The sequence below is a fragment of the Chromohalobacter sp. genome (assembly GCF_039830575.1).
GTDB lineage: Bacteria > Pseudomonadota > Gammaproteobacteria > Pseudomonadales > Halomonadaceae > Chromohalobacter > Chromohalobacter israelensis.
In genome coordinates this window covers 123785-138209 of record NZ_JBDOOX010000012.1, presented here as the reverse complement: position 1 = coordinate 138209, position 14425 = coordinate 123785, and the positions used below count along the sequence as shown (strand labels likewise).

At 64.2% G+C, this 14425-nt stretch carries 16 protein-coding genes and 1 other RNA gene; 6 read left to right on the top strand and 11 right to left on the bottom strand.

Going from position 1 to position 14425, the window contains the following annotated elements; translation table 11 throughout:
* Positions 1 to 3: 3 nt before the first annotated feature.
* The 3 genes from rsmH to rsmI form a co-directional block, all read right to left on the bottom strand.
* Positions 4 to 999, bottom strand: a complete 996-nt coding sequence (rsmH, locus tag ABGX75_RS10480) for a 16S rRNA (cytosine(1402)-N(4))-methyltransferase RsmH (RefSeq protein ID WP_052046630.1) — start codon at positions 997 to 999, stop codon at positions 4 to 6.
* Between the two features lie 97 nt (positions 1000 to 1096).
* Positions 1097 to 1450, bottom strand: an RNA gene (gene rnpB / locus ABGX75_RS10475) — RNase P RNA component class A.
* Positions 1451 to 1518: 68 nt separating this feature from the next.
* Positions 1519 to 2379 carry a 16S rRNA (cytidine(1402)-2'-O)-methyltransferase gene (gene rsmI / locus ABGX75_RS10470; protein ID WP_347411326.1) on the bottom strand — a complete coding sequence of 287 codons (861 nt, stop codon included), beginning with the start codon at positions 2377 to 2379 and terminating at the stop codon, positions 1519 to 1521.
* A gap of 141 nt (positions 2380 to 2520) precedes the next feature.
* Between rsmI and ABGX75_RS10465 the strand changes: the two genes are divergently transcribed.
* Genes ABGX75_RS10465 through ABGX75_RS10450 form a run of 4 tightly spaced genes read left to right on the top strand, consistent with a single transcriptional unit; the run spans position 2521 to position 5852 of the window.
* Complete coding sequence (locus ABGX75_RS10465) at positions 2521 to 4311, top strand: penicillin-binding protein activator (protein WP_347411325.1); 1791 nt, start codon at positions 2521 to 2523, stop codon at positions 4309 to 4311.
* On the top strand, positions 4292 to 4663 hold the full coding sequence (locus ABGX75_RS10460; RefSeq protein WP_011507498.1) for a YraN family protein: 372 nt from the start codon (positions 4292 to 4294) through the stop codon (positions 4661 to 4663). The genes ABGX75_RS10465 and ABGX75_RS10460 overlap by 20 nt, the downstream gene beginning before the upstream one ends.
* Before the next feature lie 18 nt (positions 4664 to 4681).
* Positions 4682 to 5275, top strand: coding sequence for a phosphoheptose isomerase (locus ABGX75_RS10455; protein WP_011507499.1), 594 nt, complete (start codon positions 4682 to 4684; stop codon positions 5273 to 5275).
* Positions 5276 to 5285: 10 nt separating this feature from the next.
* A complete protein-coding gene (locus ABGX75_RS10450) occupies positions 5286 to 5852 on the top strand; it encodes a BON domain-containing protein (RefSeq protein WP_011507500.1) in 567 nt (188 codons plus the stop codon).
* A gap of 30 nt (positions 5853 to 5882) precedes the next feature.
* Here ABGX75_RS10450 and ABGX75_RS10445 read toward each other — a convergent pair whose 3' ends face one another.
* The 5 genes from ABGX75_RS10445 to zapE all read right to left on the bottom strand — a co-directional run bounded on the left by ABGX75_RS10445 (position 5883) and on the right by zapE (position 9433).
* The gene (locus tag ABGX75_RS10445; RefSeq protein WP_035412053.1) at positions 5883 to 6365 is read right to left on the bottom strand and encodes a ClpXP protease specificity-enhancing factor; all 483 of its coding nucleotides are present in this window, start codon (positions 6363 to 6365) and stop codon (positions 5883 to 5885) included.
* Positions 6366 to 6435: 70 nt separating this feature from the next.
* Positions 6436 to 7062, bottom strand: a complete 627-nt coding sequence (gene sspA, locus ABGX75_RS10440; protein ID WP_011507502.1) for a stringent starvation protein SspA — start codon at positions 7060 to 7062, stop codon at positions 6436 to 6438.
* A 210-nt stretch (positions 7063 to 7272) separates the two neighbouring features.
* The gene (gene rpsI / locus ABGX75_RS10435; protein ID WP_011507503.1) at positions 7273 to 7662 is read right to left on the bottom strand and encodes a 30S ribosomal protein S9; all 390 of its coding nucleotides are present in this window, start codon (positions 7660 to 7662) and stop codon (positions 7273 to 7275) included.
* A gap of 13 nt (positions 7663 to 7675) precedes the next feature.
* The gene (gene rplM / locus ABGX75_RS10430) at positions 7676 to 8104 is read right to left on the bottom strand and encodes a 50S ribosomal protein L13 (RefSeq protein ID WP_011507504.1); all 429 of its coding nucleotides are present in this window, start codon (positions 8102 to 8104) and stop codon (positions 7676 to 7678) included.
* 165 nt (positions 8105 to 8269) lie between these two features.
* The gene (gene zapE / locus ABGX75_RS10425) at positions 8270 to 9433 is read right to left on the bottom strand and encodes a cell division protein ZapE (RefSeq protein WP_240673365.1); all 1164 of its coding nucleotides are present in this window, start codon (positions 9431 to 9433) and stop codon (positions 8270 to 8272) included.
* Positions 9434 to 9641: 208 nt separating this feature from the next.
* On the opposite strand from zapE, the gene ABGX75_RS10420 reads away from it, so the two are divergent.
* The gene (locus ABGX75_RS10420) at positions 9642 to 10097 is read left to right on the top strand and encodes a DUF1043 family protein (RefSeq protein WP_347411324.1); all 456 of its coding nucleotides are present in this window, start codon (positions 9642 to 9644) and stop codon (positions 10095 to 10097) included.
* 72 nt (positions 10098 to 10169) lie between these two features.
* Here ABGX75_RS10420 and ABGX75_RS10415 read toward each other — a convergent pair whose 3' ends face one another.
* Complete coding sequence (locus ABGX75_RS10415; RefSeq protein ID WP_287124627.1) at positions 10170 to 10925, bottom strand: Nif3-like dinuclear metal center hexameric protein; 756 nt, start codon at positions 10923 to 10925, stop codon at positions 10170 to 10172.
* Positions 10926 to 11027: 102 nt separating this feature from the next.
* Between ABGX75_RS10415 and ABGX75_RS10410 the strand changes: the two genes are divergently transcribed.
* Positions 11028 to 12266: a Do family serine endopeptidase gene (locus ABGX75_RS10410; protein ID WP_011507508.1), complete on the top strand. Its 1239-nt coding sequence runs from the start codon at positions 11028 to 11030 to the stop codon at positions 12264 to 12266.
* A 114-nt stretch (positions 12267 to 12380) separates the two neighbouring features.
* Here ABGX75_RS10410 and hisD read toward each other — a convergent pair whose 3' ends face one another.
* Both hisD and hisG read right to left on the bottom strand, forming a co-directional pair.
* Positions 12381 to 13697 (bottom strand): histidinol dehydrogenase, encoded by a 1317-nt coding sequence (hisD, locus tag ABGX75_RS10405; RefSeq protein ID WP_011507509.1) that lies wholly within the window; start codon positions 13695 to 13697, stop codon positions 12381 to 12383.
* Between the two features lie 15 nt (positions 13698 to 13712).
* On the bottom strand, positions 13713 to 14363 hold the full coding sequence (gene hisG / locus ABGX75_RS10400) for an ATP phosphoribosyltransferase (RefSeq protein WP_011507510.1): 651 nt from the start codon (positions 14361 to 14363) through the stop codon (positions 13713 to 13715).
* Positions 14364 to 14425 lie beyond the last annotated feature (62 nt).

Genomic DNA, 14425 nt, shown 5'->3' with positions numbered 1-14425 from the left:
GCCTCAGCCGAGTTTCTGTGCCACGCGCATCACGGCACTGCGTGCGCGTGGATTGAGCGCTATCTCGTCTTCATCCGGGCGACGCGCCTTGCCTACCATGGCCAGGCGCCGATTCAACTGGGTGTCACGGATCGGCAGGTCACGTGGCAGATGCGTGTCGCCACGCACCTTGTCGCGAATGAAACGCTTGACCAGACGGTCCTCCAGGGAATGGAAGCTGATCACGACGAGACGTCCGCCCGGCGCCAGGGACTCCAGCGCGGCGGCGAGCGCCGCCTCGAGCTGATCGAGCTCGCCGTTGACATGGATTCGAATGGCCTGAAAGACGCGTGTCGCGGGGTGCTTGCCCTTTTCCCATGCCGGGTGCGCAGCCTTGACGAGCTCGGCGAGGTCCGCCGTGTGAGTGATGGGCCGCTCGCCACGCCGTGCGACGATCGCCTTGGCGATACGCCGCGCGAAGCGCTCTTCTCCGTAGCGCTTGAAGACATCGCTCATGTCACGCTCGGAGACGCGCGCCAGCCAGTCGGCCGCACTCTCCCCCTGAGTCGGGTCCATGCGCATGTCGAGCGGGCCATCGCGCAGGAAACTGAACCCCCGCGAGGCATCGTCAAGCTGTGGCGACGACACGCCGACATCCAGCAGCACGCCGCTCAACCGCCCGTGCAACGCAGCGTCGCGGGCAATGTCGTCCAGCTCGGCGAACCGGCCGTGTCGAAGCGTAAAGCGGGAATCGTCCCAGGTGGCGCCCTCGGCCAGGGCGGCGGGGTCGCGGTCGATGGCCAGCAACCGCCCCTGAGGAGAAAGGCGTTGCAGAATGGCGCGGGAATGCCCACCGCGACCGAAGGTGCCATCCAGATAGCAGCCATCGGGGTCGGTCATCAGCGCCTCCACCGCACCATCGAGCAGAACGCTCGCATGTCGGTAGTCGGCGGCCCGATCCTCGACCACGGTCGGCGCATCGGAAAGCGGGGCCTTCTCGGGATTGTCACGGTGCTGCATGAATCACTCGGGCGTTGGGGCCTGCCGCCGCTGTATCGGGCCGCCCGAAGGCAGTCGTCGCGGCATGACGCGCACAGACCCGGAGATCTGAAAATCGAATGGGAGCCAGCCTGTAAGCCGGGTTCTGTCGAGGACAGCCATTCCTCTAGGGGCCGCGTCACCGTGACCCTCAAGCAACCTACCCGAACCCAGCGCGGGCCACGCCTTTGGGTTCCTATTTGGTCTTGCTCCGGGTGGGGTTTACCTTGCCACGCACTGTTACCAGGCGCGCGGTGCGCTCTTACCGCACCCTTTCACCCTTACCGGCGGGCTGACGCCCGCTTAGGCGGTCTACTCTCTGCTGCACTTTCCGTCGGCTCGCGCCGCCCAGGCATTACCTGGCACCCTGCCCTATGGAGCCCGGACTTTCCTCCCCCGTGCATGGCACGGCGGCGACTGTCCGGCCGGCTCCCAAGCGCGCAAGAATAACAGCCCCTCGAGAGGGCCTCAAGCGCCCATGCACGCCGAGCGCGACGGCATTCAAGCGTCACGGTCCTTGAGGGCTTGCGCGCATTGGTACCACTGCTTCTTGCGGCCTCCCAGGCGGGCAGTGACGACCGCCGCCGCCGACTTGACGCCCATCCCCTCGGCCAGCATCGCCGCGAGCCATGCCTCGCCTTCGGCCAGGAGCCCGGCCTCGTCGCCCCGCGCCTCGGCCCCCGCCACCATGATCACGAATTCGCCACGCGCCTGGTCCGGATCCGCCTCCATGCGGGCCAGCAGCGTGGCGGCATCCGCATCCAGAAACGTTTCGAACGTCTTGGTCAGCTCACGCGCCAGGACGATACGACGCATGCCGAACAGCGCGGCGAGGTCATGCAGGGTCGCCTGGATGCGATGAGGCGACTCGTAGTAGACCACGGTTTCCTGGCGCTCGAGGTTGGCCGTCAGGCGCTGGCGACGAGGCCCGCCCTTCGCCGGCAAGAATCCCTCGAAGAGAAAGCGATCCGTGGGCAACCCCGCCGCCGACAGCGCCGCGACCAAGGCGCAGGGCCCGGGCACCGGAATCACCCGATGGCCGCTGGCCCGCAGTTCGCGCACGACCACGAACCCCGGATCGGAGACCAGCGGGGTCCCGGCATCGCTGATCAAGGCCACGCGCTGCCCCGCATCCAGCGCTTGACGCAGCGTTTCCACGCGCGCCTGCTCGTTATGCTCGTGCAGCGAGACCAGCGGCTTGTCGATCCCCAACGGGCGCAGCAGACGCGCACTATGCCGGGTATCCTCCGCGGCGATCCAGTCCACCTCCCCCAGCACGCGGGCCGCCCGGGGACTCAGGTCCTCGAGATTCCCAATCGGCGTGGCGACCACGTACAATGCCCCTTCACATCCTTCGCTCATTCGTTAATATCCCGGTTGCGACGCCTCATTGGAAAGCATGCGTCGTGTCATGTCGCGAGCGCCCGCCAGACGCCGCCTGCGTCAGACAACGTCCGGAAAAGGGAACCGTCCGAGCTGTACCGCCAATAAAGGAATGACACCATGCTCATATCATTGCGCAGCCTGTTGGGGCTCGCCCTGATCGCCTCAGTCCTTGCCGGCTGCGCCGGAGGACCGGGCACCAGCGAGACGCAACGCCCCTCGCAAGGGCCCGGTGCCAGTGAGCTGCTTCGCCAGGCGCAGCAACAGTCCGGCACGCAGGCGGCCCAGAGCCGGCTGCAAGCGGCCGCCATCCTATCACGCCAGGGCAACGACGAGCAGGCGCTCGACGTGGCACGCGACATCGACACCTCTCAGCTGAACCGTGGCGCCCTCATCGACTGGGCACTGCTGGTCTCGGAGCTCGCCCTGCGCAAGGAAGACGGTCGCGGCGCGCTGGCCGCCACGCGCATTCTCGACGACGTCGACGATATTCCCCGCGACGCGCAGCAGACCCTGCGCCACCGCAAGGGGCTGGCCCTGACACTCGTGGGCGATTCGCGCGCCGCCGCGGAAACACTGATCGCTCTCCAGCGCGATGACGCTCCCTTCGATCTCAACGACGACATCTGGAAGCCGCTGTCGCGCCTCAGCGAGCGCGTGCTGGATGACATGGACACGTCTGCCGATCCGCTCACCGAAGGCTGGGTCGACCTCGCGCGACTCTACCGTCAAAGCGGCGGCAACGTGTCCAGACTGAGCGAGTCGCTGCAGGACTGGCGTGCCCGTTACGCCGACCATCCCGCCGCGCGCCGTCTGCCCAGCAACTTGTCGGCACTGCGTGAACTGCGCGGCCGCGAAGTCAAGCGCATCGCGATATTCCTGCCCCAGTCAGGCCCATTGGCCAATGTCGCCAAGGCGCTCAAGACCGGCATTCAGGCACGCCACATGGCGGCCCTGAACCAGGGCGAACAGACGCCACAGCTGACCTATTACGACAGCAGCGAGAACGACCTGGAGTCACTCTATGCCCAGGCGACCATGGACGGCGCACAGGTCGTGCTCGGACCACTCGACAAGGACCTGGTCTCGCAGCTCGAGCAGCGCGACGAGGTCGCCCTGCCGACGCTGGCGCTCAACTACGGGGAGCACCCGCGCAACCGTGCCGACAAGCTGTTCCAGTACGGGCTCTCCGCCGAGGATGAAGCCCGTCAGATCGCCGAGCGCGCCTACATGGACGGACATCGCGATGCCGCCGCGCTGGTGCCCGACAACGAATGGGGCGCTCGTGTCCTCAGAGCGTTCCGTGAGGACTGGGAAGCGCAGCAAGGCGAGCTCGACGCCGTCGTGCACTACGCACCCAAGGGCTCCGTCAGCGACGCCACCAAGCGCTTGCTCGACTCCGGGGGCGACGACATCGACATGCTGTTCCTGCTGGCACTCCCCAGCTATGCACGTCAGGTGCCCCCCATGCTGAAGTACTACTATGCAGGCGATCTCTCCGTCTATGCCACGTCCCAGGTCTACGGCGGCCGCCCGCAACCTCGTGCCGACCATGACCTCAACGGCGTCATGTTCGTGGACATTCCCTGGCTGATTCCGGATGCCTCCGTGGGCGGCGAGGAAGCCTTGCCCTTCTATGCCGCCTATCGCGAACTCGACGCCCGGGACGACCCCAGCCTGTTGAAACTCAACGCCATGGGTGTCGATGCCTATGAACTGGCACGTCGACTGCCGCTGATGCAGGCATTGCATTCGCTGGAAGTGTTCGGCGCCACGGGGACCCTGCAGGCCCGAGACGACGGTCGCATCCAGCGCACCCTGCCGTGGGCGCAGTTCCAGTCGGGCATACCGGCCCCCCTGCTGAACACCGGCTCCGGTCTCGAGATCGGCAATGTCCAACTCGAACAATGACTCACGCCGGCGCGGCCTCGAAATGGAGCGCCGTGCCGCGGACTGGCTGGCGTCACACGGGCTGCGCCTGGTGGACGCCAATCAGCATGCACGTCGCGGCGAAATCGACCTGATCATGCGTGACGGGGACACCCTCGTCTTCATCGAGGTCCGGCATCGTCGCGATGCTCGACATGGACACCCCTTCGAGACGGTCACCGCCGCCAAGCAGCGCCGCCTGATCGGCGCGGCACGTTTTTATCTCCATCGCAACGGGCTATCATGTGCGTGTCGTTTCGACGTCGTCGGCGTCACCGGCACGCCACCCCATCTGTCGTTCGAGTGGATTCGTTCGGCATTCGACGCCTTTTGACCCAAGCAAGGCCTACTCATGGATTTCCAATCACGCATACTCGGCCACTTCAACGCCAGCATCGATGCCAAGACCTATGCCAGCGAGGTTCTGCCTCCCTTCATCGAAGTCGCGAGCCAGATGATGGTTCAGTGCCTGGTCAGCGAAGGCAAGATTCTCGCCTGTGGCAACGGCGGCAGTGCCGGTGACAGTCAGCACTTCTCATCCGAGTTGCTCAACCGGTTCGAGCGCGAGCGTCCGAGCCTGCCGGCCCTGGCCCTGACCACCGACACCTCGACTCTCACTTCGATCGCCAACGACTACAGCTACAACGAGATATTCTCCAAGCAGATACGCGCCCTGGGCCAACCCGGCGATATCCTGCTGGCCATCTCCACGAGCGGCAACTCCGCGAACGTGGTGCAGGCCATCCAGGCCGCACACGATCGCGACATGCACATCGTGGCGCTCACCGGGCGCGACGGTGGCGACATGGCCTCGCTGCTCGGCCAGGACGACTGCGAAATTCGCGTTCCCTCGACTTCCACGGCACGCATCCAGGAAGTGCATCTGCTCGCGATACACTGCCTGTGCGACTTGATCGACCAACAACTCTTCGGCAGCACAGAGTAAGGATACCGTCATGACACGACCGCTCATTCTGACCCTTTTCGTCAGCCTCGCACTCGCCCTGGCCGGCTGCGCCTCGCCCGCCTCCGACGGACAAGGCGGCGAGAATTACGGCAAGCGCACCGCCGGCATGCAGGTCGAAGACGAGAACATCCAGAGCAAGATCTCCGACAACCTCGTGCGTACCGACGCGCGCTTCCGCGATGCGCATCTCAACATCGACAGTTACAACGGCATGGTGCTCTTGACCGGTCAGGTCGCCAGCGACGAACTCAAGCAAAAGGCAGGCAATGTCGCGGAACAGGTCAGGCAGGTTCGTCGCGTGCACAATGAACTGGAGGTCGCCGCCAATACGCCGATCGGTCAGCGCATGACGGACACCTGGCTCACCGGACGCATCAAGGCGAACCTGGCCACCGACGAACGCATCGACGGCAGCCGGATCCGGGTGATTACCGAGAACAGCACGGTCTACCTGATGGGGATGGTCAATCACCGGGAGGCGGATATCGTGGTCGATATCGCCTCCCAGATTGGAGGGGTTCAGCGCATCGTCAAGGTGTTCGAATACCTCGACTGATCGCCCCCTCCGATCGCGTACCAGGGGGAGTTACTTCACCACACGCAATGACGGGCGCCCCTTGGTACGCGGGGCCTCGTCATCCTGATCACCGCTATCGGCGTCTTCTTCCGACGGTGCTTCCACGCTTTCCAGCGTGGGGCGCGAGCCCTCCTGCTCTTGCGCCTCTTCCCCGGTCGACTCGTTTTCCGCTTCCGGCATGACCGGCTCGTGGCCAAAGACCATGCCCACGCCGTTTTCACGCGCGTAAAGCGCGATCAAGGCTTCCATCGGCACGATGACCTGCATCGGCTGGCCGGAAAAACGCGCTCCGAACGTGACTGCCGCGTTTTCGATATACAGATCGCGAACCGCCGAAGGCGCGATGTTGAGCACGATCTGACCGTTCTGCACATATTGACGGGGCACGCTCACACCGTCTTGCTCGGCATCGACGACGATGTACGGCGTCTGCTCGTTGTCCAGCAACCACTCGTAGAGAGCGCGTGCCAAGTAAGGACGACTGGAAAGCATAAGGCGACTTCCTCTTTCGGTTCGCGCTTGCAGCGACATCCACGACGCAAGTCAGCGCCGCGACGCAACATCAGGTGCGCATTTCCTTCTCCGCCTCCAGCAGAGAAGCCTTGAAGGCATCACGACTGAAGAGGCGTTCCATGTAATTCATCAGCGGCTTGACCTGCTTTTCCGGCAGCTCCACGCCCAACGCCGGCAGGCGCCAGAGAATCGGCGCGATGCAGCAATCGACCAACGAAAACTCTTCACTCATGAAAAAGGGCATGTCTTCGAAGATCGGCGAGATGCCGGCGATGCTCTCGCGCAGCTCCTTGCGCGCCTTCTCGGCATCCTTCTTGCTGCCCTGCTGAATGGTTTCGACCAGCGGACACCACTCGCGTTCGATACGATGCATCCACAGGCGGCTTTGCGCACGCGCCACGGGATACACCGGCAACAGCGGCGGATGCGGGAAGCGCTCGTCGAGGTACTCCATCATCACCTTGGATTCATAGAGCACCAGGTCGCGATCCAGCAGGGTCGGCGTGCTGTTGTAGGGGTTGAGGTCGGCAAGCTCGTCGGGATGGTTGTCATCGTTGATTTCGATGACATCGACGGCCACTCCTTTTTCCGCCAGCACGATACGCACGCGATGGCTGTAATGATCATCGCTGCCAGAATAGAAGGTCATCGACGACCGCTTGGCCACTACACCCATGAAACATTCCTCGCTTCAGTTCGAACCCAAATGATAACACGATAATAGGGCACACGAATGCCACCCCTCTTGCTCGTCGAGCGTGCCGCGATGGTAGATAAGGCGGCATTCCCGGACAAGCGCCCCCATCGGGAACGCGACGCAAAAAGGCCCGGGCGAGCGGCCCGGGCCTTTGCGTACCACGCACCCGCGGGTGCGAAGCGTCGCGTCTTAACGCTTGGAGAACTGCGGACGACGACGCGCCTTGCGCAGACCGACCTTCTTGCGCTCGACCTGACGCGCGTCACGCGTCACGTAGCCCGCGTCACGCAGCGGACGACGGAAGTCTTCGTTGTAGTCGATCAAAGCACGCGTGATGCCGTGACGAATCGCACCCGCCTGCGCGGAGCCGCCGCCACCGGTCACGGTGACGTACACGTCGAACTGGCCAGTGGTCTCAGTCAGCTCGAGCGGCTGGCGCACGACCATCTCGCCGGTGACACGACCGAAATAGTCGTTCAGCTCGCGGCTGTTGACGGAGATTTTGCCAGTGCCCGGCTTCAGGAACACCCGAGCTGTGGAAGTCTTGCGGCGCCCGGTACCGTAATACTGCTGTGTCATGGCGAAGAATCCCTTAGAGGTTCAGTTCAAGCGGCTGCTGCGCGGCGTGCGGGTGCTCTGCACCGGCATACACCTTGAGCTTGGAATACATGGCGCGGCCCAGCGGACCTTTCGGCAGCATACCCTTGACCGCGCTTTCGATGACGCGCTCGGGCGCGTGATCGATCAACTTCTCGAAGGACATGGAGCGCAGACCGCCCGGATAGCCGGTATGACGGTAGTAATTCTTGGCTTGCGCCTTGTTGCCGGTGACACGAACCTTCTCGGCGTTGACGACGACGATGTAGTCGCCGGTGTCGACGTGAGGCGTGTATTCCGGCTTGTGCTTGCCGCGCAAGCGGCGAGCGATTTCGGTGGCCAGACGGCCGAGCGTCTTGTCAGTCGCATCGACGACATACCAGTCGCGTGTGACGGACTGCGGCTTAGCACTGAACGTCTTCATGGGTGAATCACCAATTGCTTGTGTGGGCGTCACGCCGAATGGCGATCGGCCAATCCCTATTTTTCTTGGTTGTACCATCTCGCGAGACGGCACAACGTTAGAGCGAGCGCGCATTATACATGCTGTTCGCCCGCCCGTTAAGCCTGATTTCGCGTTTCTCGGACATCACGGCTTGTGCGGCAACGCCAGATACTCCTTGGACTGCATCTCCTGGAGACGCGACAGCGTGCGCTCGAACTCGAACTCCAGCTGGCCGTGCGTATACAGCGACTCGATGGCCACCGCAGCAGAAAGCAACAGCTTGACCCCGCGGTCGTAGAACTCATCGACCAGATTGATGAAGCGACGCGCCTGGTCTTCCGAGTGAGCGCTCATCTGCGGCACGTTGGAGAGCAAGACGGTATGGAACTCGCGCGACAGCTCGATGTAGTCGTTCTGGCTTCGCGGCCCGTCGCACAAGGTACGGAACTCGAACCAGACCACATCCTCGTGCAAGCGGCGCGCGGGCAGGACGCGATGGTTGACGTGGATGTCGGCATCGGGCTCCCCCCCGGCACCGGCGATGGCGCGAAAGCTTTTCTCCAGCGCGTGCTCGGCTTCGTCGCCCAGCGGATGATAGAAGATCTTGACCTGCTCCAAGGCACGCAGGCGGTAATCGACCCCCGAATCGACGTTGACGACCTCGCAATGCCGCTTGAGCAGGTCGATGGCCGGGATGAACCGCGCCCGCTGAAGGCCGTCCTTGTAGAGATCGTCGGGCACGATGTTCGATGTGGTGACCAGCACAACTCCCTGTGCGAACAGGGCCTCCAGCAGGTTGGCCAGGATCATCGCATCGGTGATGTCCTTGACGAAGAACTCGTCGAGACAGATGACGCGTGCCTCCGAGGCGAATTTGGCCGCGATCAACGTCAGCGGGTTCTTCTCGCCCTTGTAGTGCGTCAGCTCGTTGTGCACGCGCTGCATGAAGCGATGGAAGTGCGTGCGCATCTTGTCGGCGAACGGCAGCGTTTCGTAGAAGGTGTCGACCAGATACGTCTTGCCGCGTCCCACGCCGCCCCAGAAGTACAGCCCCAGCACTGCCGGCGGCTCTTCGAACGGGGAAGGCGCCGACGGCTTGCCGAATAGCTTGGCGACCTTGGACTTGAGACCGCCGCTCGACGACGCGGGCGCACTCGGAGACTGACGTGGCGCCTGCATCAACTCATCGTAGAGCCGCTGCAGGTGCTTGACCGCTTCTTCCTGACCGGGGTCGTATTGAAAGTCGTCGCGCTGCAGATCCTGACGGTATTTCTCCAGGGGCGTCGACGCGCCCCGGGACGGTGGCATGGTGGCACTCATGGGGTCGAAAAACACCTCGACTGAATAATGAAAGCCATCATTATACGCGCCATGCGCACTCTTGCATGACGTCGCGCGACACCTCGTCGCGCTTTTTGGGTTTGACCCGTCGCGCCAAGACACCGATATAATGGCCCCAGGCTCGGTATGCCCTCGTACTGCACACCGCATGCCCGTGACATTCAAGGAGAGCATTGTGAACGAGAGCAACATCGACTGGATCCTGGCCATCGCTTGCTTTCTGGCGGGCATCGGCGTCGGCGCCCTCGGCTACCATTTGCTGAACGCCAACGTGGCGCGCAATCAGAAAGTCCGCCAACGCCTGGCTGAAGCAGAACTGGAGCTCAGCCAAGTCAAGGATGCGCTGAACGATCACTTCACCAAGGCCGCCGACCTGGTGACCAGCATTCAGCGTCAGAGCCATGAGCTCGAACAACAACTGGCACAAGGGGCCGACCGCCTCGTCGACGATCTGCAGCTGAAGCGGCGCCTGCATCAAGGCCAGGATGACGCCGTCACCGACGACGACACCGACTCTCCCCAGGTGCCACGCGACTACGCAGAAGGCGCTCAAGGCACCCTGGCCGAAAACTACGGGCTGGAGTCACACAAGCGGCGCGAGATCGAAGAACCGGCACCGCCCCGCTACTGAGCGACACACCGATGCATCGCCGAAACGGCCGCTATCATGCGGCCGTTGGCGTCTTCGGCCGGCGGGGTGACATCAGGCAGGGTTGTCGATATCCACGAAGCGGTGCTCGAGCGCAAAGCGCGAGGCCAGCCAGTCGCCCAGCGCCCGAACGCCGTCGCGCTCGGTCGCATGGTGCCCGGCCGCGAAATAGCTCACGCCCATCTCGCGGGCCAGATGCGTGGTACGCTCGGAAATCTCTCCCGAGATGAAGGCGTCCACGCCGGCCTGCGCCGCTCGGGGCAGCATGTCCTGGGCGCCACCGGTACACCACGCCACCCTCTTGAGCGGTCGCGAATGGCCGTTGATCACCAGGGGCGACCTCCCCAGACGCGATTCGATCAACCGGGCGAATGCGGTGTGGTCCATCGTCGGCAGCGTGCCATGCCACAGCAGCCCCTCCCCCGGCTCGCCATCGAGGCACCCCTGCGGCGTGATGTCGAGCCGTCTGGCCAGTTGCACGTTGTTGCCCAGGGTCGCATGGGCATCCAGGGGCAGGTGGTAGGCCAACAGGTTGATATCGTGAGCCAGCAATGTCGCCAATCGGCGGCGCTTCATCCCGGTCACCTCCACCGGCTCGTTCTTCCAGAAATAGCCGTGATGGACGAGCAGCAGGTCGGCGTTCCAGGCCACCGCTTCGTCCAGCAGGGCCTGGCAGGCGGTCACGCCACTCATGACGCGGGTGACGTCCTCGCGCCCCTCCACCTGAAGCCCATTGAGGGTGTAGTCCTTGAACGCGCCGGGACGCAGTTCGGTTTCGATCGCGGCGATCATGTCGTGTCGAGCACTCATGCGCGGCTCCAGACAGTTGGCGGATGCAATGTTACACTCGGCGCCATTGTAACGGCTGCCCCAAGGGGCGGCGACTGCCCGTTCGCCGACAAGGAACCCGTCATGCGCCGCTCACTGATGTCGCTCGTCTGGCCCACCATCAGTGGCATCCTGCTTGCCATCGTGCTGCTCAACGCCTTCCCCCAGCTGCTTGGCGGACGCAACGCCGACGACACCGTGACACCCGTCCCCGATACCAGCGCCGTGCGCGCCATTGCCGAACGCACCGATACCGCCGCCCGTGCCCCGGAAGTCGTCGAGGCCGCACCGCTCGACCGGGCGCAAGGACCGGCCAGCTATGCCACCGCGGTGGACAAGGCCGCCCCGGCCGTCGTCAACATCTACTCGTCACGCATGGTCGATCCCAGCGAGCACCCCCTGATGTCCGACCCGTTCTTCGAGCAATTCTTCGGCAAGGACATGCCGCAACGTCAGCGCATGCTGTCCAGTCTGGGTTCCGGCGTCATCGTGAGCCCCGAGGGCTACGTCCTCACGAACAACCACGTCATTCGCAACGCCGACCAGATACAGGTCGCCCTGCGCGACGGCCGCGAGACCCTCGCCGAGGTCGTCGGCACCGATCCCGAAAGCGACCTCGCGGTGCTCAAGATTCCCGTCGACAACCTGCCGGTCATCGAGCTCAGCGACTCGGAGCAGGTCGCCGTGGGGGACGTCAGCCTGGCCATCGGCAACCCCTTCGGTGTGGGACAGACCGTGACCATGGGCATCATCAGCGCGACCGGACGCAACCATCTGGGGCTCAACGCCTACGAGGACTTCATTCAAACCGATGCCGCCATCAACCCGGGCAACTCCGGTGGCGCCCTGGTCAATGCCGAAGGCGCTCTAGTGGGCATCAACACTGCGATCTTCTCCCGCTCGGGAGGCTCGCAAGGCATCGGCTTCGCGATTCCCGCCAACCTCGCCCATCAGGTACTCGATCAGATCGTCGCGCATGGACGTGTCATTCGCGGCTGGCTGGGCATCGACGTCCAGGCGATGACCCCCGACCTCGCCACCTCTTTCGGCCTGAAGACCCTCAAGGGCGTGGTCATCGCCAATGTCGTGCCCGGCGGCCCTGGCGAAAAGGCAGGCCTGCAGCCCGGAGACGTGCTGATGTCCGTCAACGGCAAGATCATCGTCGACGCTCGCGAGGCGATGGCCGATATCGCGGAGATCTCGCCCGGCACCTCGCTCCCCGTCACCATCGTGCGCGATGGCGAAAAGCGTGAGGTGACGCTGACGGTCGGCGAGCGCCCCCAGGCAGCGCAGCGTCAACCAACCGCTCCCTCTTCTGAATGACGCGTCGGCACCCCTGAGACGACACGGCCCCGCCGGCAATATATGCCGACGGGGCCGTGAGGGGGCGGATGCGCAAGCCGGGATGTCGGCCCGGCCCGACGCCCGAGGAGACGACTAGCGCTCGTCGAGACGACTCTCCGCCGAGCGCGCATGTGCCGTCAACGACTCTCCACGCGCCAGCACCGACGCCGTGCGCCCCAGCGTCGCTGCCCCCTGCGCGGAGCAATGGATCAGTGACGAACGCTTCTGGAAGTCATAGACCCCCAGTGGCGAGGAAAACCGCGCGGTACCCGAGGTCGGCAGGACATGATTGGGGCCGGCGCAGTAGTCGCCCAGCGCTTCCGAGGTATAACGCCCCATGAAAATGGCACCGGCATGGCGCACGCCTTCCGCCATCGACTCGGGGTCGGCCACGGAAAGCTCCAGGTGCTCCGGCGCGATACGATTGATCACCGCCAGCGCTTCCTCGCGATCGCGGCACTGAATCAACGCACCGCGTGCCGCCAGGGACTCGCGAATGATCGCCTCGCGCTCCATGGTGGGCAACAGGCGCTCGATGGCGGACGCCACGGCATCGAGATGCGCGGCCTCCCAGCCGACCAGGATCGCCTGGGCGTCTTCGTCGTGTTCGGCCTGGGAAAACAGGTCCATGGCCAACCATTCGGGATCGGTGAGACCATCGGTCACGACCAGGATTTCGGAGGGGCCGGCAATCATGTCGATACCGACCTGGCCGAATACCGCCCGCTTGGCCGTCGCCACGTAGATGTTGCCGGGCCCGACGATCTTGTCCACGCGCGGGATGCTCTCGGTACCATAGGCCAGCGCCGCCACGGCCTGCGCCCCGCCCACGGTGAAGACATGGTCGACCCCGGCCAGGTGCGCGGCCGCCAGCACCAGATCATTGAGCACGCCGTCCGGCGTCGGCACGACCATGACGACTTCGCGCACGCCGGCGACATGCGCCGGAATCGCATTCATCAACACCGAGGACGGATAGGCTGCCTTGCCCCCCGGCACGTAGATCCCGGCGCGATCCAGCGGCGTGACCTTCTGCCCCAGCACGCTGCCATCGGCCTCGGTATACTGCCATGACTCGGGCTTCTGGCGCTGATGGTATTCGCGGATGCGCTCGGCGGCATGCGCGAGCGCCTCACGCTGATCGGCCGGCAACCCTTCATAGGCGTGACGCAGGCGCTCGGCCCCCAGCGTCAACTCGCTCATCTCGGCGGCCTGCAGACGGTCGAAGCGGTTGGTGTATTCGATCACGGCAGCATCGCCACGGGTGCGCACGGCGTCGAGAATCTCTTCCACCCGCTGGGCAACCTCCTTGTCGGAGACGCCTTCCCAGGCCAACAGCGCGTTCAGGCGCGTGTCGAAATCGTCTTGCGTCGTGGTCAGGCGTGCCACGTTCACGGCATTGTCACTCATCGGATACCCTCACTCTCAAGCCTGCGTCTCGCGGCGCGACGCCACCGCCTGGCCCAAGCGTTCGATCAACGGCTTGAGGCGGTCATGCTTCATGGTCATCGACGCCTTGTTCACCACGAGGCGCGAACTGACCTCGTCGATCAGTTCTCGCGGCTCCATGCCATTGGCGCGCAAGGTGTTGCCGGTGTCGACGATATCCACGATCTCGTCGGCCAGGTTCATCAACGGTGCCAGCTCCATGGCGCCGTACAGCTTGATCACCTCGGCCTGAATGCCCTGCTGGGCATAATAGCGACGCGCCACGTTGACGAACTTGGTGGCGACGCGGCGCCGTGCATGGGTGGGCTCGGCGCCGACGATTCCCGCCGTCATCAGCTTGCAACGCGAGATCTCCAGGTCCAGGGGCTCATAGAGTCCCTCCGCACCATGCTCGAGCAGCGTGTCCTTGCCGGCCACGCCCACATCGGCGGCGCCCATCTGCACATACGTCGGCACGTCCACGGCGCGAATCACCACCAGCTTGACGTCGGGCAGGTTGGTATCGAACAGCAACTTTCGGCTCTTGCCGAAATCTTCCGCCGGTTCGATGCCCGCATCGGCCAACAGCGGTAACGTTTCTTGCAGTATACGCCCCTTGGACAGGGCCAGGATCAGTTGCTTGGACATGATGTTGGCACGTCTATTGAACGTTGGCGTTCCGCACGTGGCGGAACGCGAGAATGGGCGCG